25 protein-coding genes are annotated in these 25,784 nt (G+C 62.5%); 17 read left to right on the top strand and 8 right to left on the bottom strand.

Going from position 1 to position 25,784, the window contains the following annotated elements:
- Window positions 1-83: 83 nt before the first annotated feature.
- The gene (locus M8744_RS03935) at window positions 84-1,778 is read right to left on the bottom strand and encodes a hypothetical protein (RefSeq protein WP_251409720.1); all 1,695 of its coding nucleotides are present in this window, start codon (window positions 1,776-1,778) and stop codon (window positions 84-86) included.
- Between the two features lie 1,016 nt (window positions 1,779-2,794).
- Between M8744_RS03935 and M8744_RS03930 the strand changes: the two genes are divergently transcribed.
- The 7 genes from M8744_RS03930 (at window position 2,795) to M8744_RS03900 (ending at window position 9,983) form a co-directional block, all read left to right on the top strand.
- Window positions 2,795-3,766: an ABC transporter substrate-binding protein gene (locus M8744_RS03930; protein ID WP_251409717.1), complete on the top strand. Its 972-nt coding sequence runs from the start codon at window positions 2,795-2,797 to the stop codon at window positions 3,764-3,766.
- Between the two features lie 258 nt (window positions 3,767-4,024).
- Complete coding sequence (locus M8744_RS03925) at window positions 4,025-5,053, top strand: ABC transporter permease (protein WP_251409714.1); 1,029 nt, start codon at window positions 4,025-4,027, stop codon at window positions 5,051-5,053.
- Complete coding sequence (locus tag M8744_RS03920) at window positions 5,050-6,102, top strand: quaternary amine ABC transporter ATP-binding protein (RefSeq protein WP_251409712.1); 1,053 nt, start codon at window positions 5,050-5,052, stop codon at window positions 6,100-6,102. Before M8744_RS03925 ends, M8744_RS03920 begins: the two co-directional genes overlap by 4 nt.
- Before the next feature lie 264 nt (window positions 6,103-6,366).
- A complete protein-coding gene (locus M8744_RS03915) occupies window positions 6,367-7,518 on the top strand; it encodes an efflux RND transporter periplasmic adaptor subunit (protein WP_251409709.1) in 1,152 nt (383 codons plus the stop codon).
- Window positions 7,518-8,723, top strand: a complete 1,206-nt coding sequence (locus M8744_RS03910) for an ABC transporter permease (protein ID WP_251409705.1) — start codon at window positions 7,518-7,520, stop codon at window positions 8,721-8,723. Before M8744_RS03915 ends, M8744_RS03910 begins: the two co-directional genes overlap by 1 nt.
- Entirely contained in the window at window positions 8,720-9,397 is a 678-nt protein-coding gene (locus tag M8744_RS03905; RefSeq protein ID WP_251409703.1) for an ABC transporter ATP-binding protein, read from the top strand. Before M8744_RS03910 ends, M8744_RS03905 begins: the two co-directional genes overlap by 4 nt.
- A gap of 223 nt (window positions 9,398-9,620) precedes the next feature.
- Window positions 9,621-9,983, top strand: a complete 363-nt coding sequence (locus M8744_RS03900; RefSeq protein WP_251409701.1) for a hypothetical protein — start codon at window positions 9,621-9,623, stop codon at window positions 9,981-9,983.
- A 78-nt stretch (window positions 9,984-10,061) separates the two neighbouring features.
- Here M8744_RS03900 and M8744_RS03895 read toward each other — a convergent pair whose 3' ends face one another.
- The 3 genes from M8744_RS03895 to M8744_RS03885 all read right to left on the bottom strand — a co-directional run bounded on the left by M8744_RS03895 (window position 10,062) and on the right by M8744_RS03885 (window position 12,034).
- The gene (locus M8744_RS03895; RefSeq protein WP_251409699.1) at window positions 10,062-10,481 is read right to left on the bottom strand and encodes a hypothetical protein; all 420 of its coding nucleotides are present in this window, start codon (window positions 10,479-10,481) and stop codon (window positions 10,062-10,064) included.
- Window positions 10,482-10,619: 138 nt separating this feature from the next.
- A complete protein-coding gene (locus tag M8744_RS03890) occupies window positions 10,620-11,774 on the bottom strand; it encodes a fatty acid desaturase (RefSeq protein WP_434481342.1) in 1,155 nt (384 codons plus the stop codon).
- A gap of 29 nt (window positions 11,775-11,803) precedes the next feature.
- Window positions 11,804-12,034: a hypothetical protein gene (locus M8744_RS03885; RefSeq protein ID WP_251409696.1), complete on the bottom strand. Its 231-nt coding sequence runs from the start codon at window positions 12,032-12,034 to the stop codon at window positions 11,804-11,806.
- Between the two features lie 165 nt (window positions 12,035-12,199).
- Here M8744_RS03885 and M8744_RS03880 point away from each other — a divergent pair, with 165 nt between their 5' ends.
- Window positions 12,200-12,934, top strand: a complete 735-nt coding sequence (locus M8744_RS03880; protein ID WP_251409693.1) for a Crp/Fnr family transcriptional regulator — start codon at window positions 12,200-12,202, stop codon at window positions 12,932-12,934.
- Window positions 12,935-12,983: 49 nt separating this feature from the next.
- On the opposite strand, the gene M8744_RS03875 is transcribed toward M8744_RS03880, so the two are convergent.
- On the bottom strand, window positions 12,984-13,172 hold the full coding sequence (locus tag M8744_RS03875) for a hypothetical protein (protein WP_251409690.1): 189 nt from the start codon (window positions 13,170-13,172) through the stop codon (window positions 12,984-12,986).
- A 500-nt stretch (window positions 13,173-13,672) separates the two neighbouring features.
- On the opposite strand from M8744_RS03875, the gene M8744_RS03870 reads away from it, so the two are divergent.
- The 6 genes from M8744_RS03870 to M8744_RS03845 all read left to right on the top strand — a co-directional run bounded on the left by M8744_RS03870 (window position 13,673) and on the right by M8744_RS03845 (window position 16,863).
- Window positions 13,673-14,017 carry a hypothetical protein gene (locus M8744_RS03870; RefSeq protein WP_251409687.1) on the top strand — a complete coding sequence of 115 codons (345 nt, stop codon included), beginning with the start codon at window positions 13,673-13,675 and terminating at the stop codon, window positions 14,015-14,017.
- 114 nt (window positions 14,018-14,131) lie between these two features.
- Window positions 14,132-14,617 carry a hypothetical protein gene (locus M8744_RS03865; RefSeq protein WP_251409685.1) on the top strand — a complete coding sequence of 162 codons (486 nt, stop codon included), beginning with the start codon at window positions 14,132-14,134 and terminating at the stop codon, window positions 14,615-14,617.
- Between the two features lie 83 nt (window positions 14,618-14,700).
- Complete coding sequence (hflK, locus tag M8744_RS03860; RefSeq protein WP_251409681.1) at window positions 14,701-15,534, top strand: protease modulator HflK; 834 nt, start codon at window positions 14,701-14,703, stop codon at window positions 15,532-15,534.
- Complete coding sequence (locus M8744_RS03855) at window positions 15,513-15,683, top strand: hypothetical protein (RefSeq protein WP_251409678.1); 171 nt, start codon at window positions 15,513-15,515, stop codon at window positions 15,681-15,683. The genes hflK and M8744_RS03855 overlap by 22 nt, the downstream gene beginning before the upstream one ends.
- 17 nt (window positions 15,684-15,700) lie before the next feature.
- Complete coding sequence (locus M8744_RS03850) at window positions 15,701-16,171, top strand: phosphate-starvation-inducible protein PsiE (protein WP_251409675.1); 471 nt, start codon at window positions 15,701-15,703, stop codon at window positions 16,169-16,171.
- 212 nt (window positions 16,172-16,383) lie between these two features.
- On the top strand, window positions 16,384-16,863 hold the full coding sequence (locus M8744_RS03845; RefSeq protein WP_251409670.1) for a hypothetical protein: 480 nt from the start codon (window positions 16,384-16,386) through the stop codon (window positions 16,861-16,863).
- Between the two features lie 194 nt (window positions 16,864-17,057).
- On the opposite strand, the gene M8744_RS03840 is transcribed toward M8744_RS03845, so the two are convergent.
- Window positions 17,058-20,159 (bottom strand): efflux RND transporter permease subunit, encoded by a 3,102-nt coding sequence (locus M8744_RS03840; RefSeq protein WP_251409667.1) that lies wholly within the window; start codon window positions 20,157-20,159, stop codon window positions 17,058-17,060.
- The gene (locus M8744_RS03835) at window positions 20,156-21,454 is read right to left on the bottom strand and encodes an efflux RND transporter periplasmic adaptor subunit (protein WP_251409664.1); all 1,299 of its coding nucleotides are present in this window, start codon (window positions 21,452-21,454) and stop codon (window positions 20,156-20,158) included. Before M8744_RS03835 ends, M8744_RS03840 begins: the two co-directional genes overlap by 4 nt.
- Window positions 21,455-21,741: 287 nt before the next feature.
- Here M8744_RS03835 and M8744_RS03830 point away from each other — a divergent pair, with 287 nt between their 5' ends.
- From M8744_RS03830 to M8744_RS03820, 3 genes are all read left to right on the top strand, one after another.
- Window positions 21,742-22,365 carry a TetR/AcrR family transcriptional regulator gene (locus tag M8744_RS03830; RefSeq protein WP_251409662.1) on the top strand — a complete coding sequence of 208 codons (624 nt, stop codon included), beginning with the start codon at window positions 21,742-21,744 and terminating at the stop codon, window positions 22,363-22,365.
- 674 nt (window positions 22,366-23,039) lie between these two features.
- On the top strand, window positions 23,040-24,245 hold the full coding sequence (locus M8744_RS03825; RefSeq protein ID WP_251409659.1) for an NnrS family protein: 1,206 nt from the start codon (window positions 23,040-23,042) through the stop codon (window positions 24,243-24,245).
- Window positions 24,246-24,256: 11 nt separating this feature from the next.
- Window positions 24,257-24,913, top strand: coding sequence for an NnrU family protein (locus M8744_RS03820; protein ID WP_251409656.1), 657 nt, complete (start codon window positions 24,257-24,259; stop codon window positions 24,911-24,913).
- 6 nt (window positions 24,914-24,919) lie between these two features.
- Here the strand turns inward: M8744_RS03820 and M8744_RS03815 are convergent, their stop codons facing one another.
- Window positions 24,920-25,618 carry a cyclic nucleotide-binding domain-containing protein gene (locus tag M8744_RS03815; protein WP_251409653.1) on the bottom strand — a complete coding sequence of 233 codons (699 nt, stop codon included), beginning with the start codon at window positions 25,616-25,618 and terminating at the stop codon, window positions 24,920-24,922.
- Window positions 25,619-25,784 lie beyond the last annotated feature (166 nt).

Below are 25,784 nucleotides of genomic sequence, written 5' to 3'. Positions count from 1 at the left end.
GCCGGAATTCGCGCGGTCGCGCTATGCCTTTGTCGTGACCGGATGCCAGGTGTCAGGCCCGTCCCGGCGCGCAATCGACACGCTCAAGCCGTTGGAATGGTCAGTTGCAGCACCTCGAAGGGCCGCAGGCTGATATCGATCCGGGGGTCGTCATAAGTGTAGTCGGTCAACTCGGCCTGCGTGTCATGCTCGGTCAGGTAATAGGGTTCACCGTCGATCTCGATAGATGCCGAGGGCTGAACTCCCTCACCGGGAACATAGGCCATGCCATCGGACGTGTCCGGGTCATAGCCGACCTGCACACCTGTTGCAGACTGGAAGTCAGCCACCAGGTCGCTGACATCAAGGGTAAAATCGTTCTTATCGAACACATAGCTCCGGATGTATATTATCAACTCTCCGTCACCTTCAAAGGCCACAAGGTCGGTGGAGTCGGGCAGGTCGTCGGTTTCGATCTCGACAAGCTCCTTGCCGGGCAGGTTGGTTGACATCAGGTCGAACATCGCGCCGCGCACGTTCTCGATCACGCGGCCCTGGTCGTCTGTCACAATCTCGGGGTCGTCGAAACTGCCACCGATATCGTTGATCGTGTTGTGGTTGATCGGCCAGACATGGCCCACGTCAACGTCCATCTCGACCATGTTTTCCACCAACTCGGTCATGATGGGCAGGCTGCGCAGGCCGTTGCACGTCGTGTTGGTGGTCTTCACGTTCCATTCGGTGATGTAAAGATCAAGCTCACGCTCGAACCGCTCTTCCCATACCTCGTAATCGGCATCGATGTGGCGCCTTTCAGCGGCATCGTGGTCGAACGGAAAATCGAAGTCGTTCCAATAATAATGCTCGATCACCCCGTCGACCTGCGTGCGCGAATCTTCGTCCAACTGGTCGATGATGGTGTTGTTGGCGTCTGTCAGACGGTCCATGTATCCACGATCATCGACGCTGGAGTGGAACTCTGACTGGCCGGTCGGCGTGGCCATCTGCACAAGGATGTCGGGGTCTCCCGCGTCAGCCGCGGAAATGCCGCTGGCCAGTTCTTGAATGGCGATATTGGCCTTCTGGCCATACTCGGTTTCGCCCATGCGCGCCCAGTATTCGTTGCCGATTTCAAAGGCGTCGATCTTGTCGCCGTACTCGTTCATGACCTTTTCGGCCCATTCCGACATGCCTTCGCCGTATTCTTCGACCGAAGCTCCGACTACCGGGAGAACGAGTGTCACGCCCCCTTCGATATTGTCCATGAAGTCGGTGAGCTCGGGGCGCAATTCGCCATCTTCGGTCAACTGCGTGATGTCGAGATAATCTTCGCCGTCAACTCCGTCAGGCTCAGCCTGGCCCGCCGGAAACCGGAACGTGTCTAGCTCGAACTCTTCGATCGAGCTTTCAAGCGTTTCGGTTGGCGTGCCTTGATCGGTGTTGACGCTGTAGATCGCATTTGCGCCGAAAAGGTCTTCCGACACGAAATGCCCCGTGCGCGTTATCGGGGACGCGGGGTCGGGGTCTTCATCAGAGTCGGGGTCAACCACGGGGTCGGGATCAGGATCAGGATCAGGATCGACCACCGGATCGGGGTCAGGCGTGGGATCAATGACGGGACCGGGGTCAGGGTCAACGCCAGGATCGGGGTTTGGGTCGACGACAGGGCCGGGGTCGGGGTCTTCGTCGGGAACAGGGTCTTCATCCGGCTCTTCATCATCATCGACCGATTCGGGGTCATCCGACCCCAGTGCCGTCAAACCGATGAGTGGTATCATCAGCAAAAGTAGATAAATCATGACGACACCCCTTCAGTTACTCGTCTTTAAGAAGTCCTCACACGGAAATAGTCGAGAAAATCCACGATCAAGGTACATGAGTATTACCACAGTTAAAATGGGCGCATTTAGGTTAAATTGTAGGCGAAAGTGAGATGCCGCCGGTTTTGGCAATTGGTGAACCGGGTTCCTTCAGGTGCCGAATTTTGCAAGGCAAGGCATGGAAAAAGCCGGTCTAAATCACATTTTAGGGGGATGCTGAAACGCGAGTCTAACCAGGCTCTCAGGTGGGCCGTATCCTGTTTGTCGCGCGGCGGAAGTATGAAAAAACATATATATTAAAGGGGCTATAGCCCTTATTTTACAGGGCGAGCAGACCTGGGCCGTGTCGGAATCGGCGCTTGGCGACATGCTTGGGGCTGTGGTAATTCAAGGCTTCTGGAGGTTGCGCATGTCGCGTCGTCGCGCGGCCCTTCGAGTGTCGATAGCCGGCTTCGAAACGTGTCTGCCGATTAAGTTTGTCAACAGTCGTTTTGATAGCATATATGCAAAAAACAGCATTAAATCACAAATCCGTGACACCCCAGGGTTGCTGAGGATGTGAGCAATCACATGAACGTGAATGATAATCACGAAATCGTGACACACATACCCAGGTTATGGCGATTTTTAATTCCACTGGGGGCCAAGACTCGCTGGAGGCGCCAAATGCATGCGGCGTTGCATGGCGCGGAGGGCGCTTGTGGGCGTAGCGTGCCAATACCCTGTCTTCATGGCGGGTTCAGGCCGCCCGGTGCAGGCCGCGATCTGCCTTGGCAAAACCGTTGGCCACATCCCCAGGAGCGGCCATTTGGCAAACATGTTGCACTTTGCCTTTGAACCTGTTTGATTCTGCACATCAAATGCCGCTCGCGCCCTTTGGATTGAGGCAACCGATCGGTTGCTACTTACCCTTCATGCTTTGCGTGGCGGCGACCGCTTCGCCTGAAGACCCCGGTTTCCCGGGTTCGAGGCGAGCACTGAAAGGGAGATTTGATATGAAACGTTACCTACTTGGAACCGCACTAGCAGCAAGCATGCCCATGGCCGCGGCCGCTGCCGAGGATTGCGGCGAAATCTCGATTGCCGAAATGAACTGGGCCTCCGCGCAGATCGTTGTCGCGGTCTCGGATTTCCTGCTGACCCAGGGCTATTCGTGCGACGTGACGGTGGTACCGTCGGACACGACCCCGGCGGTCACCTCGCTGTCCGAGAACAACGAACCCGACGTTGTGCCTGAAATGTGGCCCAACTCGGCCGGCGACGCCTACGAAAAGCTGAAGGAAAACGGTCGGATCGTTGAACTGACCAGCGTGCTTAACCCGGGCGGCGTCGAAGGCTGGTGGATTCCCACCTACCTGGTCGAGGAACACCCCGAACTGGCCACCATCGACGGTATCCTCGAAAACCCCGAGCTTGTTGGCAGCATGTTCAACAACTGCCCCGATGGCTGGGGCTGCCGGATCGTCAGCGACAACCTGGCGCGCGCCTACGATCTTGAAGGCAACGGGATCGAGGTGTTCAACCACGGTTCGGGCGAAACGCTGGCAACCTCGATGGCGTCGGCCTATGAAAGCGAAGAACCCTGGTTCGGTTACTATTGGGGCCCGACCACGCCGCTGGGCAAATTCGACATGACCAGCGTCGACCTGGGTGAATACGACGAAGCGGCCCATTCGGCCAACCAGAACGCCGACAACCCCGACCCGCAGCCGTCGGCCTTCCCGATCGCACCGATCCTGACTGTCATGACCAAGGATTACCATGACAGCCATCCCGAGATCGCCGATTTCTTCAGCAACGTCTCGTTCACGACCGACGAGATGAGCCAGCTTCTCGCCTGGCAGGATGCGAACAACGCATCGACCGAAGAAGCCGCCGTTTACTACCTCCAGAACAATACCGATACCTGGAGCGAGTGGTTGAACGACGACGCCCGCGCAAACCTGTCCAACCTGCTGGAGCAGTGACGACAGGTCCGGCGTGACATCGACAGGGGCGCCAAATGGCGCCCCTGAACCGCTTCACGCCATCCCGGCCAGCGGTTGTGATGCACGATTACCGTGGCATGCGTGACGATGGGCCATTTCCCTCGGCCAGGATGCACGCTTATCCATCTTGAGGTCGCGTCCTCTCCCTCGTCACGGTGCAACCAAGGGTCCAAGGAGCGATGATCATTCAGCCCGGCACGAACAGGGCGGTCCGACCCGCAAACGAGAAAGCGAAAGATGGCGAATTACGATTTTCTTTTCGATAATCTTGGCCTGCGTGGCTGGTGCGGCGAAGACGAGGGCGGCGGCCTCAGTTCGATGTCCGACCTCATGGGGCAGGCAGGCGAAGAAACGGAAGACACGTTATGGGATACGCCCTTTCCGTCGCTCGATGCCTTGCACGACTCTTGCAACACGATCCCGCAATCGCGCGATCTGACGCGTGGGCTTGAACGGGGCTTTCTGGACATCAAGGACAGCCTCAAGGTGGTTGTCGATCCGCTGACCCAACCGCTGAGCTGGGCGCTGGAAAACGCGCTCTGGATCATGCAGGCCGCGCCCTGGTGGATGATGATCCCGCTCCTGATGCTTGTTACCTGGGGCGTCGGCCGATCGGGCAAGCTGGTTGCACTGGTTGCCGCCTGTTTCAGCTTTCTCGCCTTCATAGACTTTTACGATCATACCATGCAGACGCTGGCGATCATCTTTGTCTGTGCCTTCATCTGCGTTTTGCTGGGCGTGCCCATAGGCATTGCCATGGCGCGCAATGACCGGGTTCAGAAATCGCTGATACCCATACTCGACATGCTTCAGACGCTGCCACCTTTCGTCTACCTCATTCCGCTGATCTTCCTGTTCTCGGTGACCGAGCCCAAGCTGTACGGTATCGCGATCATCCTTTACGCCATCGTGCCCGTGGTGCGCTTGACCGATCTTGGGATCCGGCTGGTGGACAAGGATGTGATCGAGGCCGCCGATGCCTTTGGCATGACCTCACGGCAGAAACTTTTCGGTGTCCAGATTCCGCTGGCCCTGCCGAACATCATGGCAGGTGTGAACCAGACGATCATGATGAGCCTCGCGATGGTCGTTATCGCCTCGCTGGTATCGGCGCCGGGTCTTGGCGTGCTGGTGCTGCGCGGTATCCGCAGCCTTGAACTGGGTGTCGGGCTGCTGTCCGGGCTGGGGATCGTGCTGCTTGCGATCATTCTTGACAGGGTCACCAAGGCCGCGCTGGCGCGGATCAACGCGGAGCAGAAATCATGAGTGATGATGTCAAGATTTCGGTACGCAACCTGTACAAGATTTTCGGCGGCAACCCCCAGGAAGCGCTGGAAAAGGTGCACGCTGGCATGGGCAAGGTGGAACTTCAGGCCGAAACGGGGCATGTTCTCGGCCTGAACGACATCAATATCGACATGCCGGCGGGCAAGACGACGGTGATCATGGGGTTGTCCGGCTCGGGGAAATCGACCCTGATCCGCCACCTCAACCGGCTGATCGAGCCGACCGCCGGCGAGGTTTATGTGAACGGCGAGAACATCCTCGACTATAACGAGCGACGCCTTCGAAGGTTGCGCCAGAAAGAAATGTCGATGGTCTTTCAAAAGTTCGCGCTTCTGCCGCACCGGACGGTGCTGGAGAACGCGGGCATGTCCTGGACGATCGAAGGCAAAAGCAAGCGCGCCTATGCCGAGGAGGCGACGAAGTGGCTTGATCGCGTCGGCCTTGAAGGACAGGCCGATCAATACCCTGCACAGCTTTCGGGCGGGATGCAGCAACGTGTCGGCATCGCGCGCGCGTTGACCTCGAACTCCGACATCATGCTGATGGACGAGGCGTTTTCGGCGCTGGACCCGTTGATCAGGACCGATATGCAAGACCTGTTGATCGAGCTGCAGGACGAATTGGCAAAGACCGTGGTCTTCATCACCCACGATCTTGACGAGGCGCTGAAGCTGGCCGACCATCTGGTGATCCTGAAAGATGGCTACGTCGTCCAGCAGGGCGAGCCGCAGAACATCTTGCTGCACCCGAAAGACCCGTACATCGAAGCCTTCGTGGGCGATATCAACCGCGCGCGGGTGTTGCGGGTTCGGTCGGTGATGCAAAAGACAAGCGAGAGGCCCGACAATGTCGGCGGCGAGGTCGATCATGACGACACGCTGGAAAACGTGATCGCGCTGTCCGAGGGTGACACGACCAAGAACTACATCGTGATGCGGAACGGGCAACAGATCGGCGTGCTGCACATGCGCGACCTGGTGCGCGCCCTTGTTCCGCGAAAACCGGGCGAAGCCGCCGCCGCTGGTTAAATAACCGGCCACGGCGCCAGTTGGCCTTGCACCCGGCACGTTCCATGCGTGCCGGGTGCATACCGCGCCCCAAGGCACGGCACCGCGAAACACGGTTTCGCCCCGGCATCCGCTGAATTACATGGCAATCAATTGAAATGCGCGTGCCCATCTGACCCAGATCAGGGTTTATGTCCCTCCGAATACGTATGACTTTGACATGGGGCGCCCGCTTGCCATTCTGGACAAGCGGAAGCCGCCCGAACTGGGGGTGATGGAAACTTGATGGACGCGAAAGAGAGCCAGCCCAAAGACCCGGTCACGCCGGCACCAGACGGGTCCGGCCTGCCGGCGCTGCGCCCATCGGCTCAATCCCCTGGCGCACCGGCCCGAGAGCGGCGGCGTATCTGGCCCTGGGCGATGGCATTTGCCCTTATCATCGCGGGCGGGGTCGGCCTCTATTTCCAACCGTGGTCAAATGCGCCTGTCCCCGTCATGGTGGAAACCGTCGAGCCGGGGCCTGCAACCCGAGTTCTGGCGGTCAACGGGCGCATCGCGGCGCTGCATTCCGTAGATATTCGCGCGCTTGTGGGGGGCAGCTTGCGCGATCTTCCGGTTGCCGAGGGCGACGCCGTTGAGCAAGACGAGGTTCTGGCCCGGATCGACGCGGCCAGCCAGCAAACCATCCTCCGGCAGGCGGTGGCCGGGCTCGACGCGGCGCTGGTGGCCGAGGCGCGGGCGCGCGACGCGTTGGAACGCGCCGAGGCACTGGGTGCCAACATTGCGCGCACCGAGCGCGATGCAGCCGAACGAGCGCTGTTGACTGCCGCACAAGAGGTGGCCCGCGCCACCGCGCAGGTCGATCAGGCGCAGGTGCAGCTGGACAACCACACGATGCGCGCACCGATGTCGGGCACGGTCCTTTCGCTGAACGTCGAGCCGGGCCAGACCATCGACGCCGCGACTGTCTTGATGACGGTCGCCGACCTCGATCAACTGATCGTCGAAACCGATGTGGACGAGGTCTATGCAACCCAGATCGCCGTGGGCCAACCCGCCGTTCTGCAACTGGCGGGCGAGGTCAAGTCGCGCGCGGGGCGGGTCAGCTTCGTGTCGCAGCGGGTCGATGCCGGCACCGGCGGTCTGGCGGTCGAGCTGTCCTTTGACACGCCGGTGCGCGCGCCTGTCGGGCTGACCGTGACAACAAACATAATCGTGGACCAGCAGGAGTCTGCCATCACCGCGCCACGGTCTGCCATAGATGGCGACGCGGTCTTTGTCGTGGTTGACGACACCGCCACGCGCCGCCCCGTGACCGTGATGGACTGGCCCGCCGCGCGGCTGATCGTGACCGAGGGGCTGGCACCCGGCGACATGCTGATCACCGACGCCGCGAGGTTGAGCGATGGGCAGGCGGTAAAGGTCGCGGGCCCCTGATGCTGTATGCGCTGAAGATCGCCACCCGCTACTTGACCGCAAGCAAGGCGCAGACCGCGCTTTTGGTGCTTGGCGTCGCGGTGGGGGTGTTCATCTTCATCTTCATGTCGGCGCTTATCGGGGGGTTGGCCGAGTTCATCCTGTCGCGCACCGTGGGCGACATCAGCCATGTCACGATCGAGGCCGAAGACCCGGACCCGGCCGTGCTGGTGGGCGGTGACGGGCACGTGCTGGCGGCCATCGAGCGTGGCCGCTTGCGAACCGCCACCCTGTCCGAGGCGGCAACCTATATCCCCCTGATCGAGGCCGTGCCCGGGGTCGTCGCCGTATCGCCCCAGATCAGCGGGGCAGGGTTCCTTGCGCGCGGTGCGCAGGTCGAACAGGTCAGCGTGACCGGGCTGGAGCCGGGCCGCGAATCCGCGATCCTGAACCTGCGGGGCTACATGGTCGAAGGGTCGGAAAGGGTTGGCTCGGGGGTGATCGTGCTGGGCGAAACACTGGCCGACGAGCTGTCGCTCAGGCTGGGGCAGACGGTCCGGCTGCAATCGTCCACCGGGGCCTTGGCGGTGCTGACGGTCGGGGGAATTTACGACACCGGCAACGGCATGATCGACGGCAGCAGCGTCTATGTCAGCCTGCCCACCGCCCGCACGCTGTTTGCCTTGCCACAGGGCGTGACGCGGATCGAGATAAAGCTGACCGACCTGAATGCCGCCGATGCCACCGCGCTGCGCATCGCGGCGCTGACGGGGCTGGATGCCGTGCCCTGGACCGATGGTGCCGAACAGTTGATGGAGGCACTCGATGCCCAGGCACAGACCGGGTATTTCCTGAAATCCTTTGCGCTTGTCACCATCGTGATCGGGGTCGCCTCGGCGCTTTTGCTTTCGACCTATCGCCGCCGCCCCGAAATCGGGATCATGCGAGCGATGGGTGCGGGACGGGGCTTTGTCATCTTTGTCTTCGTGACCCAGGGTGCCTTGGTGGGCTTGATGGGCGGGCTGTCGGGTGCGGCGCTGGGATACCTGGCACTATTGCCCTTCCCGTCGCGCGACGCGTTCGAGGCGGGCACGCTACCTATGGACATAACTCAAGGCTCTTACGGGTTGGCCATCACGCTGACGGTGATCGGGGCAATCCTCGCATCGATCCTGCCCGCGCGATCGGCGGCGCGGGTCGACCCGGTTACGGCGATCGGCCAATGACCGCGCTGTTGGAGGTTTCCGGTCTTTACAAGACCTTCGGCACGGGCGAGGCCGCAACCCGTGTGCTGCGCGGCCTGTCCCTGACGCTTGCGGAAGGCGAGATGGCAGCCCTTCTTGGCCCCTCGGGGTCGGGCAAGAGCACGCTTTTGACCATTCTGGGCACGCTGATGAAGCCGACATCGGGTAGCTATACCATGCTGGGGCAGGACCTGGTGGCGGCCGAGGACCGCGCGCTGACCGAGTTTCGCAACCGCCATATCGGATTCGTCTTCCAGTTTCACAATCTTCTGCCCGATTTCACGGCGCTGGAAAACGTGATCTTCCCGACGGCGGTGCGCGAGGGGCGCGAGACGGCAACGGCACGCGCGCGGGGGCGTGACCTTTTGGTGCGGATGGGGCTGGAGAACCGGGTGAACTTTCCGTCGGCCAACCTGTCGGGCGGGCAAAAACAGCGCGTGGCGGTGGCCCGCGCCCTGATGAATCAGCCCGAACTGGTGCTGGCGGATGAGCCAACCGGCAACCTTGACCGCGAGTCGGCCATGCAGGTGATGGAACTGATCGCCGAGATAAACCGCGACGAGGGCACGACTTTCCTGATCTCGACACATGATGAAAAGATCGCATCGCTCTGTCGCAGGCAAATCGTGGTGGGCGATGGGCTGGTGACCGGATGACCGGCCGGCGGCGGCACGGTGCTTTATTCGCACGGGCCTGCATGTGCCATTTGATCGAGATTAGCGGCGGGCCGTGTGCGATGTGATACAGTGTTTCAATTGGCCTGCCGAAAACGACCATGGGCATACGGTCGCAACATCGTTGACGATGCCCTTGTGCCCTCTTGCCGCAATGCGGCAGGGGTGAAGAAACGCAAGAATTTCAAATGAAAGGTGACCTGTCATGTCAACCGAAGACACGCTTTGGGAAATGGAAGAAAAGTTCTGGATACAGGGCGCCGACAGCGCGCGCACGATGACGGCCAAGGGGGCCGTCTTTGTCTTTCCCTACCCGGTAGGCATCTTGCGGGGCGACCAGATATGGCGCGAAGGCCTGGTGGCACAGCGGTGGCGGACAGTCGAATTTTCCGAACGGTGCTTCAATCAGGAAAAGGACATCGGCGTTCTGGCCTATCGCGTTTCGGCCGAGCGGGACGGCCAGCCGATTTACGAGGCGTATTGCACATCATCCTACCTGAATGACCAAGGAAAATGGCAGCGGATCCTGCACCAGCAGACGCCGGTCACCGAGACCGATCCGGCCTAGGGCAATCATCGCGATTGAGCGGCCGCCCGGCCCTTTGGCAGATACAAGTCATTGGGCCGGTTCCATGCCGCTTATTGGTTACTGGCCGCTTCCCGACCCGCCCGTGACCCCAAGCTGGATCAGCACGAACAACACCGCCAGGATGGTCAGGACGATGCTCCAGGGTATCGTGCGTGGCTTGTCCGGGGCGTCGGTGGTTGGCCGGGGTCGCACGCGCCCCTTGGGCAGCAACGAAGCCAGGCTCTGGGCGACGGCCTGATGATCCTGCCCAAGCGCGGGCACGTCGCGGCAGCGCGCCAGTAATTGATCCAGCCGTTGTTCTGCGGCGTCCCGGCTTAACGCGGCCAGGTCGGCGGCCTCCTCCCAGGGATCAAGTTTCAACCGTGCAAGCACGGACATCACGCTGACCGTGCTACCTCCGCGGTCTTCACCCACCGGGGCGTAGAGGAATTGCTCGAACTTTGGGTCGTGCGGCGCGTAGCTTGTCGATGCGGTCATGGTGTGTTCCTTCATCATGGACAGCAAGGCGCTGCGATCGGGCTTTTGGGCAGACCGAAAGACGCACCTGGCCTCGGGAGGGTTTGTCGACCATAGCCGTTTACGCGAAAGCGGCGCTGACCCAGATCAGCGGGCGGTTCAGGCGTAAAGCGTCCGCGCCTCGGCGAATGACAAGAGCTTGCCGCGCTTTTCGTCCCACAGGTGCAGGCGCGCGCAGCGGAAACTTTCCCAAAGGGTTATACGCTTGGATTGCGCCAGCAGGTCGTGGTCCCTGACCACCTCGCCGAGACGGTAGAACGGGATTCGACTGGCCAGGTGATGCACGTGGTGGACGCCGATATTGCCGGTGATCCAACGCAGGATACCGGGCAGGTCGTAATGCGAACTGCCGTGAAGGGCCGCATCCTGGATGTTCCACTCATCCTCGTGCTGCCAGCTTGTTTCCTCGAACTGGTGTTGGACGTAGAAGAACCACGTGCCGGCGATCGCGGCCAGAAGCATCGTCGGCAGGAACACGAACAGCAGGACATCCCAACCGCCCAGCCAGACGATCACCCCGAGGACCAGGGCGATGGCGGCATTCGTCGCCATCGCGCTTAGCCAGTAGCGCCAACCGGACCGCATCAGGTAGACCGGCAATCGGTGCTGAAGGAAAAACAGGTAGAACGGCACCACCCCGAACATGAAGACCGGATGGCGCAGAAGGCGATAAAGCGCCCGGCCGATCCATCCCTTTTCGCGGTATTCCCGGACCGTCAGGGTCGGGACATCCCCGACGCCGCGCCGGTCGAGGTTGCCGGTGGTGGAATGGTGAATCGAGTGGGTTCTGCGCCAGACGTCATAAGGCGTCAGCGTCAGGATACCCAGCCCGCGGCCTATCCAGTCGCAAAGGCGCCGGTCGCGGAACAGCGAGCCGTGCCCGCAATCGTGCTGGATGATGAACAGCCGAACCAGGAAGGCCGCGTTCGCAAACGCCAGGACCATGGCCAGCAGGGTGCTGATCGACAGCATCCACCAGGCCACCGCCCAAATCGCGACGAAGGGCACGAAGGTGACGACAAGTTCGAAAATGCTGCGGGCGGGAAGCGGCTGGCGATACTGCGCCAGCGTGCGCGTCCAGTCGGCCGCGCGCAGCGGGGGGCTGTCCTGCGTTGCTTCGGTTTCGCCGGCAGACAATGCGCCCGTGGCCGGCTGTTGTTGCGGCGCGTTCTGGGCCAGTTCCTGATCCTGAGGGGCGGTTCGGGCGGTCTGGCCTAGTGGCTGGGGCGATGAGAGAGCAGGTTTGGAAGGCAAGCGCTGGTCCTTTGTAGAGGGAAATTGGATCATGGCCTGCGGACAGAGTTGCCGCCAGAGATGATCCGGTTGATGAGTTCGGCCACGGCGCGGTGGGTTTCGGCGTCGGGGCCAGTGGTTTTCTCGTGGGTTTCCGCCGCATCGCGGAGAACGCCCATGATCTCGTGCTCGGGCAGCACGTCATGATCGTTCAGCGCCAGCAAAAGCGCTTCGCAAATCGAAAGTGCGGCCATGCCTGAATGGTCTGTCGGATTGGGCATCGTGGATATTCCTCGCTGCAAATTGGCGTGCATAGCCGTGGTGCGCCGTGTGATTGGCCACTTGTGTCAGCAAATGTGTTACAATGCACTGATCTAAAGCAGTCATCCGACGAGAGTTTCTCGGTATTGCCTGTACATGGAACTGCCAGCACTACGAGGGGGCCCATGAACAACGTGGCAAACGACCCGCTGACCCGCAAGCTTTCGACCTTTGTCGCGTTGTCAGAGGTCGAGCTTGCTGTGCTTGCACGTCTGCACGGACGCTGCCGTACCTTCAAGGCGGGGCGTGACATGGTGCACCAGGGGCAAGCGGAACGGGCCAGCTATATCCTGTCGGCGGGGTGGGTCTGTTCCTACAAGATTCAACCCGACGGAACGCGCCAGATCGTGGATTTCCAGGTGCCCGGCGATTTCCTTGGGTTGCGTAGCGTCCTGTTGCGCACCTCGGACCACAGTTTCGAGCCCATCGTGGATATCAAGGCCACCGAGGTGCTGACAAGCGATCTTCTGGATACTTTCGCGCGCGCACCGCGTCTTGCGACGGCCATTTTATGGGCCGCGTCGCGGGACGAGGCGATGGTCGTGGAGCATCTGGTCGGAATCGGTCGGCGCGACGCGGACGCGCGCATGGCGCATTTCCTGCTGGAAATGGGCGCGCGGCTTAGCTTGGTGGGGCTGGGCGACAAGCAGGGGTACGATTGCCCGTTGACGCAGTACCATTTGGCGGATGCGCTGGGGTTGAGCGCCGTTCACGTCAACCGCGTGTTGCGGCAGCTTCGCGAAGCGGGGCTGGTGACCTTTCGGGATGGTCACGTTACCTTTGAAGACTTCGATGGCCTTGTGAAGTTGGCCGAGTTCGACCCGGCCTATCTCGATCAGTCGGGCCCGCTCTTGAAATAGCGTGTGCCGCCCCCCGCGTGGCGAGGGGCGACCGATCATCCGCAGCAGGTCACGAAAGTTTTTCGCGCGCCGCGTTGAGTTCCTTGTTCGTCTCGGCGTCGTCATTGGCCTTGTGGGCCTTTTCGGCGGCCTGGTAATGTTTCAGTGCCGCGTCCTTCTTCGGGCCCGAGGGCGCCTTGTCCCAGTTGGCCTTGACGGATTTCATCTGTTCGGCGGTGTTTTCTTGTTCGACAGTCATTTGAAATGTCCTTTCATGGACGGTCCGAAACCAGGAAACATGGCGGCCTTTGGGGTATCAGAAAGCCGACATGTTTCTTGGCCACTCGGAACAATGTGCCGCCACACACTCGGCGGACTTTTATTGCCTATCCGAGTTGCAGCACCTCGACACTGACAAAGGTTAGCGTCGCCGCGCATATCGGGTGGCGTTGATTCCACGGCCTGCGAACGGGCGGTGCCGCCACCGCGTTTCAAGTGGGCTAACCTGCGTCAGCACCCGAAAGGCCACGCCGGTGTACAAGAGCGTAATCGTTTGATCGGCCCGGTGGCGGCGGTGACGCGGGATCTCTGCGATCGCGACTGTCAAGCATCGAACAGAGCGCCACGACGACCCCAAGACATTGGTTTCGCGTCACGACCACGACCAGACCCCTGGCGTGCTGACCACATGGAACCAGGCACGCACACGACCCGACACATTAAAGCGAGGCGGCGCTTTTTCCCGCTGGAGGACTTGAAATGAACACTCCCGAATGGCTCGCGCCGGGCATTTACGGTGCGCTGATCGGCGCCGCCTTTGTCGGCATTGTCGGCTTCACCTGGGGCGGCTGGGTAACCGGCAGCACCGCGCATGACAGGGCAATGTCCATGTCGCATGACGATGTCGTTGCCTCGATGGTGCCTGTCTGCCTCGACATGGCGCGGTCAGACCCGGCGCGCGCGGAAAAGCTTGAAACGATACGCGCCGTCTCGGCCTATAAAAGGCGCGACGCCCTGATGGAGGCCGGCTGGGCGACGATGCCCGGAAGCGATGCCCCGGATCGCGATATTGCCCGGGCCTGCCTGCAAGAACTGGATCTCTGAGCATCGGGCACCCCGCGGCGCGGCCTCTTGCCCTGCGAACAGCCATGGCATGGCAGGGCGCATTCGCCGCGCAAGACAACAGCCCGACACGCGCGACATCAAAGGAAACCACCAATGACCCTGACCAAGACCACGATTGCCACATTCGAACATCCCTTCAGCGTGCCGGGGTTCGACGAAATGCTTCCCGCGGGCGCCTACGAGATCGACACCGAACAATGTGCCCCCCCCGGTCGGCTGGACCCGGAGGCATGGAAAGCCTCGGTTTTCATGAAGCTCCATACGCGGGAAACACATCCCGGGCTTGCCAGGGTGTTGGCCGTCTCGCTTGCCGACCTCGACCGGGCACGCGCAAGGGACACGGCGACGGGAAAGGCGCTGACAGATACTTTTCTTGAAGAGATGCTTGGCGATCCGCTCGTCTTGCTGGTGATGCAGGCCGACGGTTTCAGCGCGGCGCAGATAAGGCACATCTATTCCGGTGCATTCAATGCACCTGACGGGGACGATGTGCGGGGGCTCGGGAAATCAACCAAGACCCGTCAATACGAGGCATCGGTCAGGGCTGCCGAGAACGAAGGCATGCCGGTCGCAACCTGACTGGATAACGCAAAGCCCATCGCGCCATCAGCCGCAACGGCCCGCGACGCGTCACCTGACGACACCGAGAAGGGGAACGGTCAATGCCATCCGATGACAATGGACCCGGCGATGCCGGGCCTTGGAAACAACAGCACAAACGCGGCCCGCCCGAGATCCACGCAATTCCTGGGCGCGGTCGCGCTGGGTTGAACGAAATGCTGCCAGGCGGTTCGCCGCAGGTGAAGCGGGTGGTGTTCGGGCTTTTGATCGCGCTTGTGGCCGTTGGGGCTTGGTCTTCCTATTCCACGGTGCCCAGTGATTACGTCGCCATCGTGCAGCGTTTCGGAAAATACTCGGCGGAAGTGCCGCCCGGATTGCATTTCAAGAATCCCATCGGGATCGACGCAACCACGCAGGTGCCGGTCAAACGCCAGTTCAAACAAGAGTTCGGTTTCACGACACCGGGTGCCACCGATCCCTACCAAAGCCCCACGGACGGGCGCCGCGAGTCCGAGATCGTCACAGCCGATCTTGACGCCGCGCTGGTGGAACGGGCCATGCAATCCCGGATTTCTGAACCCCGCAAACTTCTCTTCGAAGTGCGCGAGCCGAGCGTAACCCTGCGCTACGTGTCCGAATCCGTCATGCGCGCGGTGGTAGGGGAAAGAACGGTTGACGAGGTCATCACCGTCGGCCGTCAGGAAATCGAGCGCGAAGTCTTGCTCAAGATGCAGGAACTGACCACGAAATACGCGATGAGGATCGGCATCGACCAGGTGCAGTTGAAAAACATCAATCCGCCCCAACCCGTTCTGGCGTCGTTCAACGAGGCCGAGGGCTATGCGGCCGAGAACTGCGCGGGCGCCTCGATGTCGATGCGGTTTCCATGGAGTTCTATGACTTCACGCGGACCATGCAGGCCAATGACGACATGATCGGCGATGGCACGACACTCGTTTTGACGACGGATAGCGACCTTTTCGGATTTCTTCGTGGAATGCGGACCGAACCCAGCGCGTTCGGTGATCCCACCACGCTGGGCAATGGCAGCAATGCGTCGGCACCGGACGAGCCGGTCAGATAGGGGAAATGGGGCAATCCATGTTCATGAACAAGGGGCGCTCGAAAGGCCCGCAGGGTGCAACAGGAATCGAGATGGGCGGCGACCAGCGCTCAAACAACGGGGCAGGGCGCAGCGAAAGGCTGTTTGCCCTGGGCCTGTTCCACATGATCGAACGGCTGCTTCTTGTGGTCATCGTGGTCATGACGCTTGTTGCAGTCGCCTTTGAAATAGTGGCCATATATCGGCTGGGGACGATCCTTCTGGCCGATATCCTGTTGATGTTTCTGTATCTCGAAGTGATCGGCATGGTCTCGGTTTACTATGCCAGGCACAATTCCGTTTTCGTCTATCCGATTTTCATTGCCATCACCGCGGTCGGACGCCTGGTGGTCTTGCAGGGCAAGGAAATGGCGCCGGTCAACATTCTTATCGAGGCGACCGCCATACTGTTCTTGTCATTTTCCGCGCTCGTGATCATCTGGGCTGTCAGCAGGCAGGCGAACCGATGACGTGCCGTTTCACACGGTTCCGATCAAGACGCCTTTCTGGCGGAATACGCCTTTATGTTTTGCAACATCCTAACCTGCGTCAGTAAACGCCCCCGGCCCGGATGATGAATAAACCGGATGATCGGCACCGTCCGCAGGCGATAGCCAACGTGCAATCGCGTGAACACCTGCCATCCGGGGTCGCATTTCCAAAACATGGAGGATGAAAAACCATGAAACCTGTCGAAAACAAGTCCAAGACGGCAGCCGAGCAGACCGACCTGGAACGGCGGGTGCTGGCCCATGAAAGGATATTGCAGGCCCTGATCGCCTACATGGCCCGAACCGAACCCCGGTTCATCAACCATTTGAAGGAAAGGTTCGTGGAACCGATGAACATGGTCCAGCACGAACACGACCACCGCGAGACCGATGATTACGCAGAGGCGTTCATTCGCGAGATCATGCTCCTTGACGAACCTTCTGCAACGCGGCCCAACGAACCGAAAGTGACCGGAGAGGCTTTCGGGCCGGCGCAAGGCGCCGAGGTTTCATCCGGTCCTACCGAAGACCCTTCGGCGCAGCCCGACAGGGTTCGGGTGATTGAAAGAAACGGTATTTGGGAGGTCAGGGATGATGACACCTTCCGGGGCGACTTTCACCAAAAGGAACACGCGCTTGCGGCAGCGGCCTTGCTTAGACTGCCCAAGTGATCTTCACCATAGGCGCGCATGTTCCGCGCGCGTGAACCGTTCATTGCCAGGCGCTTGCGCCACTCTGTCCAGCATGAAGGTTCGAACGGTCGGCGCATACCATCCCCAGGCAAGGGGGGCTTGTTTCGCCGGTGCGGTTGCACCTCTGATGATCGGGTGACGGTTCGACACCCCCCGCGGGAAAGCGGCCCGGATCAGTGGTGTTCAGGGCCCGTGGCGTTGGCCGGTTTTCGCGGCCGGATATCCTCCAGCGCCGCATAGAACGCGGGCAAGACCAGCAGGATCAGCACGGTGGCCGCCAGCAGCCCGAAAACGACCGACATCACCAGCGGCTTCAGCGATTGCGCCTGGGTCGATGTTTCCAGCAACAGGGGCGCCATGCCCATGATCGTGGTCGAAACCGATACGAAGATCGGGCGGAACCGGGCGCGTACGGCCTCGCCGGCGGCGTGCGCGGCCGACAGACCGTCGGCGCGTCGGGTATTGATGACACCCACCAGCAGGATCGCGTTGTTTACCACGATTCCCGCCAGCGAGGCCGCACCTACCAGCGATGGCATGGAAATGTTGTAGCCCATCAGGACGTGACCCCAGATAACCCCCAGGAATGCCAGCGGTATGGTGATCATCACGATCAGCGGCTCGACATAGCTGCGGAACTGGAAGCTGAGAACAAGGTAGATGCCCACCAACCCGATCAGGAAGCCACGCAAGATCGAGCCGACGGTTTCCGCCGAATTGGCGGCTTGCCCGCCGATTTCATGCGTGAGGCCAGGGGTGGCCGCCGCCAGATCGGGCAGAAAACCGGCTGCCAGCCGTGCCGTGATCGCGTCGGCATTGCCGACCCGCCCGTCGACATCCGCCGATATGGTCAGCGTACGCAAACCATTCCGCCGCGTGATACTGCCCCATCCGCGCGCCTCGGCGATGGTCGCGATGCTCGCCAGCGGCACGGTGTCGCCACCGGGCAGGGCGATTTCCAAGGCGCTCAGGTCGGCGCGGGCGGCACGGTCACCATCGGCCAGTCGCACCTCCAGATCCCACGCCAGGTCGCCGCGCCGGATTTCCGACAATTGCGTGCCAAGAAAGGCCGCGCGCAACTGCCCGGCCACATCCGTGGCGGTCAGCCCCAGCGCCTCGGCGCCCGGCGACAGGTTCAGCCGCAGCTCGGGCGCGCCCGGGCGCAGGTCGAGGATCGCGTTTCGCACGCCTGCATAGCTCTCCAACTCGGCCAGCGTGGCGCGGCCCGCCTCTTCCAGCGTGGCAAGGTCGGGATGGGCCAGGCGCAGTTCCACCGCGATGCCCTGCGGGCCGATCCCCGGCTCGGTCAGGATCAGCGAGGTGACGCCGGGCAGGGGGCCGATTTCCGCGCGCCACAGCGTCGCGATGTCGTCCAGTGTGCTGCTGCGCGTTTCGGCCCCCAGAAGGTCCACCGCCACGGTGGCGACATGGGCGCCGGTCTCGCCGGCGGAAAGGTTGCGGCCCAGCCGGGTGATGCGGCGGATGACAAGCGGTTGCGCTTCGGGTTGGTCGGGGGTCAGGCGGGCGTTCACGCGGTCGAGCGCCTCTTCGACCTGCGCGACCGCCTCTGTGGTGCGCGCCAGCGGTGTGCCCGCGGGCAGCAGGATCCGCGCCTCCAGCACGTCGCCGTCGATCTCGGGCATCGCCTCGCGCTTGACCACGCCGCCACCAAGGGCGCCCACGGTCAAGATCAGCGCGCCGATGGCCAGCCCCGCGACCAGCCAGCGCCAGCGGATCGCGAAATCGGCCAGACGACCGACGCCACGCTCGCGCAGGGCATCGAACCCTGTATCGAAACGAACGCGAAACCGTGACGGAGCGGCTTCCTTCATCCCGCCTTTCAGGTGGTGGGGCAGGATCAGGAACGCCTCGATCAACGAGGCGGCAAGTGCGGCCAGAAGGACAACCGGCAGAACCTCCAGCACCGCGCCCAGCTCGCCCGCCAGAAAGGCCAGAGGCAAGAATACCGCCAGCGTCGTCAGGAAGGAGGAGATCACGCCAGGCGCCACGGCGGCGACGCCCGCGGCCACGCTCTCCACCGTAGCCCGCTTGGCGGCATGCACCGCGATGGAATCCGCGATCACGATGGAATCGTCCATCACGATCCCGATCGCCATCAAAAGCGCCACGAGCGTCATCATGTTCAGGCTTAGCCCGGTCAACCCCATCCAGACGAAGGCGCCGGCAAAGGCCACGGGCAGCCCCATCGCGGCCCAGATCGCGAAACCGGGGCGGAAGAACAGGCTCATCACGGCGACGACCAGAACAAGGCCAATCACCCCGTTTTGCACCAGCATCAACAGCCGGTCGCGGATGATGGAGGTCACATCCTGCACCACTTCGACCGTGATCGTGTCGGGCAGGCGGGCCGTTTCCCCGGCCACCAGCGCCGCGACCCCGTCGAGCACGCGCAGCGCGTCGGCATCAAGCGCCTTGGACACGTCGATCAAGATGGCGGGTGTGCCATCGACAAAGGCGCGGTCCTGCGGCGGCTCGAAGCGTTCCTCGATCACCGCCACGTCGCCCAGCGTCAGGGTCGCGCCATTCGGCAGGACGAGCACGGGGATCGTGGCAAGCGCTGTGGCCGTGTCGCGTTCGGCGGTGAAGCGCAGCGTGATGTCAGCACCCGGCCCCTCCAGTGTGCCGGTGGGCAGGTCGATATTTTGTGCTGCGATGGCCGTGGCCAGGGCGGCGGCGGTCAGCCCGTGACTGTCGAGAACAGCACGATCCGCCGTGATTGACAGCGTCCTTGTGCCAAGGCCCCCGCGGGTTACGGTGGCGACACCGGGCAGGGCGGTCAGCCGGTCGGCCAGGTCGTCGGCGTAGCGATCAAGTTCGCCCAGCGGCAGTTCGCCCGAGATGGCGACCGACGTGACCGGATCGGAGCGGTGCAATTCACGCACGATGGCCGGGTCAGCACGGTCGGGAAAGCTGTCGATGGCCGACACTTCGGTGCGCAGCGAATTGACAAAACGCAGCGCGTCATTGCCGGGGGCCATGGTCGCCACGGCGCGGGCGCGGCCGGTCTGCGCGGTGCAGGTCAGTGTCTCCAGCCCCTCGACCACCTGAACCCCGTCCCAGAGCGGCGCGCAGATCGCGGCCTCCACATCCTCGGCGGCGGCGCCGCGATAGGGCACGGTGACCTCGGCCTCGACCGCGCGGAAATCGGGGAAGGTTTCGCGCAAGAGGCCCGGTGCGGCAAAAACGCCGGCGGCAAGGATCAACAGCAGCAGAAGGTTGCCCGCCGTCGGGTGGCCGGTGAACCAGTGGATCATTCCGGGGCCTCGACGGGCGTCAGCGCCATGCCGGGGATGGCCGGGGCGATGTCATCGAGCACCACGCGGTCGCCGGGGGCCAGCCCCTCGGCGATGATGACGCGACCCTCTTTGGCAAAACCGGCCGTAACGGGGCGCAATTCCAGCAGATCATCCTCGCCCGCCACACGCACCATCGTGCCATGCAGTGCTGCCTCGGGGATCGCGATGGCACCTGCCCGGGGCGCGCCCGAAAAGGAAAGCTGCACCTGCATGTTGGGCACCAGCGGCAGACGGCGGGGCGGGTCCGCGCCCTCGTACGGGTCATCGACCGTGACAACGACAGGCACAGTACGGGCGCGGGCATCCAGCCCGCCCTCGATCCGGGCCACGCGGGCAGGCCATTGTTGCGCGGGGTCCGACAGGGGGCTGAGCGTTACTGCGATCTGCGTTACGGGAAGGTCGCGCATCATGTCGGCAAGGGTGACACCCCCGGGCACATCGCCCACGAGGCGGCGAAAGTTTTCGATTGGCAGATGCGCGACGACCTCGGCCCGCGCGATACCGTCGGCCCGGATCAGAACCCGTCCGGGCGCGACATTCTGGAATTGTTCGGCGGATACCTCGGTCACGCGCAGGTCGAACGGGGTACGCAGCGCGGTGCGGTCAAGCGACCGGCGCGCGCGGTCTATGGCCGCTTGGGTCCGCGCGATTTGCGCCGTTATCCGCGCGGCGCGCGACGGGATCAGGGCCAACGTGTTTTCCAGTTCCGTCACCGTGCGGCGGGACAAAAGGGTCGCGCGTTCGGCCTCGTCGGCGCGGGCCTGCGGAACGGTGCCCTGTTCGGCCAGGTTGCGTGTGCGGTCCAGGTCGGCCTCGGCCAACGCCAACCGCGCGCGCTCAAGATCAAGAATACGGCCGGTATTGTCAGCCTCGGCACGCAATTGCGCGTCTTCGGCAGCAAGGGCGTCCAGGTCAGCCTCGGCCTGGGCCAGGGCCAGCTCGTAATCGGTTGGGTCGATGCGCAGCACTTCGGTCCCCGCCGGGATCAGGCGACCCGGCTCAAGATCGGGATGGCGCCAGACCACCTCGCCCTGCACCTCGGCCACGGCGATCCACGTGTCAGCGGCGCGCAGGTTTCCCCAGACGGTGGCGGTGGGGCGGATATCCTCTGCCGCGACGGTCATCACCCGGACGGGCAGGGCCGGTGCTGCCCCGTCAACCTGTGCGGGTCCGGGGGCCGATGCGATCATCCAGGCGGCCGCAGCAAGTCCGAGGGCGATGGGCGGCAGCGCGAGAAGGGGGGCCAGGCGCATGGGCTTAGCCCCGTGCCCGGCGCAGCCACGCCAGCGGGCTGTCGGGCAGGTAAACCGGATCAAGCGGGGAGGGCGCCGCGTTTGGTCGGCCGGTCCCACTGTTACGGGCTGCCAACCTGGCGTCGTTTAATACGGTCTGCCCCGCGATCTGCAAGCGGGAAAAAGCGGTTGGGGCAATTTTGGCGGGCATGACGCTGATCCTTTGGGCCGGTGGGTCGCGACTCGGCTTTGAAGTTGCGGTTAAGTGGATATTAGGTTAGTGAGTTATCACTAACAAGAGATGTTACATGTCTGGTCGTCAAAACGCGAAGCAAAGAAAGGCGCAGATCGTCGCCGTGGTGCTGCGGCTGGCCGATGAGATCGGGCCTGACCGCCTCAGCACGACGGATGTCGCGCGGGCCGTGGGGCTCAGCCAGCCCGCGGTGTTCCGGCACTTTCCCACCAAGGGCGCGCTCTGGCTGGCTGTTGCGCAGGATATCTCCGCGCGGTTGCAGGATGGTTGGGCTGCCGCCGAAAACGCGGCCAGCGGACCGCAAGCCCGGCTCAAGGCGCTGATCCGGGCGCAGCTTGCTGCCATCGCGGAAACGCCCGCCTTGCCGTCGATCCTGTTTTCGCGCGAGTTGCAGGTGGATAACCCGGCGCTGCGTGACGTGTTTCGGGGGGTGCTGGGCGCCTACCAGTCACGCCTTGTTGCGGCGATACGCGACCTGCAGGCAGCGCGGACGCTTCGCTCGGATACGGAGGCGGCGGACGTAGCTGTTTTGCTGACATCACTGGTGCAGGGCGTCGCGATCCGCTGGAGCCTGGGCGCGCGTAGCCATTCGCTGGTGCAAGAGGGCCTTCGGTTGTTCGATGTGCAAATGGCGTTGCTGACCGCCCAGGGGGGCAGGGTGGATGGAAAAACCAGGTAAGACAGGTCGCGTCGCGGGGGGCTTGCGATCGTCTTTGGGGTGCTGACCGTGGTTTCGGGCGGCAGACCCCTGCTTGGTCTTTGCCGGGTTTGGCCTGCACGTCGCCCGTGGCGGCGCGTTCGAGATGCGCACGGCCTTTGCCATGGCGCTGCGTAACGCCGTCTGGGGCACCATCGGGCTGGTTGCGCGTCAGGCGTTATGCGGCCAATGGACGCAATCGGCCAGCCGGGTCTTCAACCGGCAATGCGGAACTTTCCGACAAGATCGGTAACCGTGAAGGCTTGGCCCGGTTCGCCTGCCATGATCATCAGCACGTGCAGCCCGTAATCGGTGAAAGAGGTGAGGCGCATGGTCGCGCTACTGATTAGGCATTTGTAATGCGTATTACCACGGCTTATTCGGTATTTAAAATGCTAATTCCAGTCGCCCCGCGAAACCCGCACAGCAAGGCCGGCTTTCAAATGAGCACAGGGCAGCAAACAGCGCCGACGGTCCATTTACTGGCGGCGGCGTTGTATCGCGCCTGGCCCGTGGCGCGGTCCAACCGATGCTTTCACGCGTCGTGCGTGGTTGAGTGGGTCAACCGCGTTTGGCAACGGGTTCTATCATGGCCAGGCCGGCAATCGCCCGATCGTAATGACGGCGCCGGCCTGACCGATTGAAGGAGAACGACAATGACCTCGACCAGCGAACAGATGCGGGCCTGGACGGGCCCCGCGCTCCTGACATTAGGATTTCGCCCGTTCTTTTTCGGCGCGGCGGTCTGGGCCGTGCTGGCCATGGTTCTGTGGGTGCCGATGCTGTCGGGGCACCTGATGCTGCCCACGGCCTTTGATCCGGTAAGCTGGCATGCGCATGAATTCCTGTTTGGCTATCTGGGCGCCGTGGTTGCCGGCTTCCTGCTGACGGCGGTGCCGAACTGGACGGGGCGCTTGCCCATCGTCGGTTGGCGGCTGGGGATGCTGGCACTCTTGTGGCTGGTGGGCCGTGTGGGGGTTGCCATCTCGGCCGGGCTGCCCGCTGGGCTGGTGGCGGCACTCGACCTGGCCTTTCCGGTGGTCTTTGCACTGGCTATCGGGCGCGAGATCGTCGCGGGCAAGAACTGGCGCAACCTGATCGTGCTGGCGATGCTTTGCGTGTTCCTTGTTGGCAACGCGCTTTTTCACTGGGAGGTCGCGCGCGGCGATTACGCGGCGCAGGGCTATGGCATGCGGCTGGGGCTGGGCGCGGGCGTGATGATGATCGCCGTGATCGGGGGGCGTGTTGTTCCGTCCTTCACCCGTAACTGGCTGGTGAAACGGCGCAGCACATCCTTGCCAGTGCCGCCGATGCAACGGTTTGACAAAGCGGCGCTGGTGGCACTTCTGGTCGCGCTGTCGCTGTGGGTTTTCGTGCCCTTGGCAGCGCTGACCGGGGTGGCGCTTGCGCTGGCGGGCGTGTTGCACCTGCTCCGGCTGACCCGGTGGTCAGGCCACCGAACCCTTGCAGAGCCGCTGGTGACAGTGCTTCACGCGGGCTATGCTTTCGTGCCGCTTGGTGCCTTGGCGCTGGCTGCGGAAATCCTGCTGCCCGGAGCTATCGGCATGGCAGGCGCACAGCATTTCTGGATGGCCGGCGCGATCGGGCTGATGACGCTGGCGGTGATGACGCGCGCCACGCTGGGCCATACCGGGCGGGCGTTGACGGCGGGGGCGGGGACAGTCGCGATCTATCTGGCGCTGATCCTGTCGGTTCTGGCACGCGTCGCGGCCGGGGTCTGGCCCGAGCTTTCCGGTCCGCTGCACATGATGGCTGGCCTTTTCTGGACGCTCGCCTTTGGCGGGTTCGCTGTCATCTATGGTGCCTTGTTGCTGCGCCTGCCAGCGGCCAAGCGGGTCTGAGGGACGTCACGATGGGTTGGGTTGAATTTGCCACGGCTTATGCGGCGTTCTTCCTGTCGCATTCCATCCCGGTGCGGCCGCCCGTGCGGCCCTGGCTTCGGGCGCGGCTCGGGGCAGGCGGGTTTACGCTGGGCTATTCCGTCTTGTCGCTGGCCGTTCTGGCGTGGCTGATCGGGGCGGCGGGGCGCGCGCCCCATGTCGCCCTTTGGGATTGGGCACCTTGGCAAGCCCATGTGCCGCTGGTCCTCATGTTGCCGGTCTGCCTGATCCTTGCGCTAAGCATCGGTCGGCCAAATCCGCTCTCGTTCGGTGGCGCCCGCAATGACCTGTTTGACCCGGCGCAGCCCGGCATCTTTCGCTGGTCGCGTCACCCGTTGCTTTTGGCGCTGGCGCTTTGGGCCGGGGCCCATGTCGTGCCCAACGGAGATCTGGCGCATGTGTTCCTGTTCGGCACCTTCGCGGCTTTCGCGCTTCTGGGTGGACGCCTTATCGACCGGCGTAAGCGCCGCGAAATGGGCCGGGATTGGGATCGCCTGCAAATCGCTGTCGCAAATGCGCCGCGTATACCGCATCGCGTGGCGCTGGTGCGCCTTTTGGCCGGGGTCGCGCTCTATGCCGCGTTGCTTTGGCTGCATCCGATCCTGTTCGGCGTCAGCCCGTTGCCTTGATGCCGGTCACGCCGAGACATCATCAATCAGCTGGCTGGGCTTCGCGAAATACTCAAGATCTGCCTGATTGCCGATGGTGATGCGGGTGCCGGCCACGGTTACGCCATAAGGCTGCAACCCCTTGAACGCCCGTGAGAGGTTCTCGGGGGTCATGCCCAGCACCGAGGCAAGGCGGCGCTTTTCGAAATCGAGCGCGAAAACAGAAGGTCCGCCGGCACGGGCCTGTTGCCGCAAAAGATAGTTGGCCAGCCGTTCAAGCGATGTCCGAAGCTTGAGATCCTTCTGCGACTTGATGACCGAGCGGTAACATTGCGCGAGTTCGGCCACGATCGCACGGGCAAATTCGCCATCGGCGTCGAAAATCGCGCGCACGTCCTGGCTGGGAATAAGCGCGATCCGGCTTTTCTCAAGCGTGCGGGCCGACATCAGGTAGGGTGCATCCTTGATCGTCGCGGCCAGGATGAAGGTCGAGATGGGCCGCACCGTGGCCATGCTGCTTTCGCGACCGTTCCAGGTAGAGAAAAGATCGACCGAGCCGGAAACCAGGACATGCAGAAAATCACTGGGCTCTCCCTCGGCGATCAATTCGATCTGCGCGGGAAAGTTCTGCACATAGGCGCCCCGCATCAAGGATGCGAAATGCGCGTCCGCCATCCGCGAGAAAAGCTCCAGCTCTCGGATATCCCGGTATTCTGAATCAGGCATGATGCTTCATCCTCTCGGGGCGGAGTATGTCGATTTTCCGGGGCAGTTGGTTACTATCCTCGTTCACCCGGTTGATAAATGTCAATCAATTGGTTGATCCGCGCCTCTTCCGCCTTGATGCACCACCTCTCAGCGGATGATAAATGTCTTTAAGGCATTTATTTCG

It is taken from the genome of Lutimaribacter degradans (genome assembly GCF_023703375.1).
GTDB lineage: Bacteria > Pseudomonadota > Alphaproteobacteria > Rhodobacterales > Rhodobacteraceae > Lutimaribacter > Lutimaribacter degradans.
The sequence above is the reverse complement of the archived record's forward strand: the minus strand, read 5'-3'. Positions and strand labels throughout refer to the sequence as shown.

Bases quoted from the DNA above. Each gene is read 5' to 3' on its own strand.
- M8744_RS03935 (WP_251409720.1), bottom strand. From the start codon at position 1,778: ATGATTTATCTACTTTTGCTGATGATACCACTCATCGGTTTGACGGCA.
- M8744_RS03930 (WP_251409717.1), top strand. From the start codon at position 2,795: ATGAAACGTTACCTACTTGGAACCGCACTAGCAGCAAGCATGCCCATG.
- M8744_RS03925 (WP_251409714.1), top strand. From the start codon at position 4,025: ATGGCGAATTACGATTTTCTTTTCGATAATCTTGGCCTGCGTGGCTGG.
- M8744_RS03920 (WP_251409712.1), top strand. From the start codon at position 5,050: ATGAGTGATGATGTCAAGATTTCGGTACGCAACCTGTACAAGATTTTC.
- M8744_RS03915 (WP_251409709.1), top strand. From the start codon at position 6,367: ATGGACGCGAAAGAGAGCCAGCCCAAAGACCCGGTCACGCCGGCACCA.
- M8744_RS03910 (WP_251409705.1), top strand. From the start codon at position 7,518: ATGCTGTATGCGCTGAAGATCGCCACCCGCTACTTGACCGCAAGCAAG.
- M8744_RS03905 (WP_251409703.1), top strand. From the start codon at position 8,720: ATGACCGCGCTGTTGGAGGTTTCCGGTCTTTACAAGACCTTCGGCACG.
- M8744_RS03900 (WP_251409701.1), top strand. From the start codon at position 9,621: ATGTCAACCGAAGACACGCTTTGGGAAATGGAAGAAAAGTTCTGGATA.
- M8744_RS03895 (WP_251409699.1), bottom strand. From the start codon at position 10,481: ATGACCGCATCGACAAGCTACGCGCCGCACGACCCAAAGTTCGAGCAA.
- M8744_RS03885 (WP_251409696.1), bottom strand. From the start codon at position 12,034: ATGCCCAATCCGACAGACCATTCAGGCATGGCCGCACTTTCGATTTGC.
- M8744_RS03880 (WP_251409693.1), top strand. From the start codon at position 12,200: ATGAACAACGTGGCAAACGACCCGCTGACCCGCAAGCTTTCGACCTTT.
- M8744_RS03875 (WP_251409690.1), bottom strand. From the start codon at position 13,172: ATGACTGTCGAACAAGAAAACACCGCCGAACAGATGAAATCCGTCAAG.
- M8744_RS03870 (WP_251409687.1), top strand. From the start codon at position 13,673: ATGAACACTCCCGAATGGCTCGCGCCGGGCATTTACGGTGCGCTGATC.
- M8744_RS03865 (WP_251409685.1), top strand. From the start codon at position 14,132: ATGACCCTGACCAAGACCACGATTGCCACATTCGAACATCCCTTCAGC.
- hflK (WP_251409681.1), top strand. From the start codon at position 14,701: ATGCCATCCGATGACAATGGACCCGGCGATGCCGGGCCTTGGAAACAA.
- M8744_RS03855 (WP_251409678.1), top strand. From the start codon at position 15,513: ATGCAGGCCAATGACGACATGATCGGCGATGGCACGACACTCGTTTTG.
- M8744_RS03850 (WP_251409675.1), top strand. From the start codon at position 15,701: ATGTTCATGAACAAGGGGCGCTCGAAAGGCCCGCAGGGTGCAACAGGA.
- M8744_RS03845 (WP_251409670.1), top strand. From the start codon at position 16,384: ATGAAACCTGTCGAAAACAAGTCCAAGACGGCAGCCGAGCAGACCGAC.
- M8744_RS03840 (WP_251409667.1), bottom strand. From the start codon at position 20,159: ATGATCCACTGGTTCACCGGCCACCCGACGGCGGGCAACCTTCTGCTG.
- M8744_RS03835 (WP_251409664.1), bottom strand. From the start codon at position 21,454: ATGCGCCTGGCCCCCCTTCTCGCGCTGCCGCCCATCGCCCTCGGACTT.
- M8744_RS03830 (WP_251409662.1), top strand. From the start codon at position 21,742: ATGTCTGGTCGTCAAAACGCGAAGCAAAGAAAGGCGCAGATCGTCGCC.
- M8744_RS03825 (WP_251409659.1), top strand. From the start codon at position 23,040: ATGACCTCGACCAGCGAACAGATGCGGGCCTGGACGGGCCCCGCGCTC.
- M8744_RS03820 (WP_251409656.1), top strand. From the start codon at position 24,257: ATGGGTTGGGTTGAATTTGCCACGGCTTATGCGGCGTTCTTCCTGTCG.
- M8744_RS03815 (WP_251409653.1), bottom strand. From the start codon at position 25,618: ATGCCTGATTCAGAATACCGGGATATCCGAGAGCTGGAGCTTTTCTCG.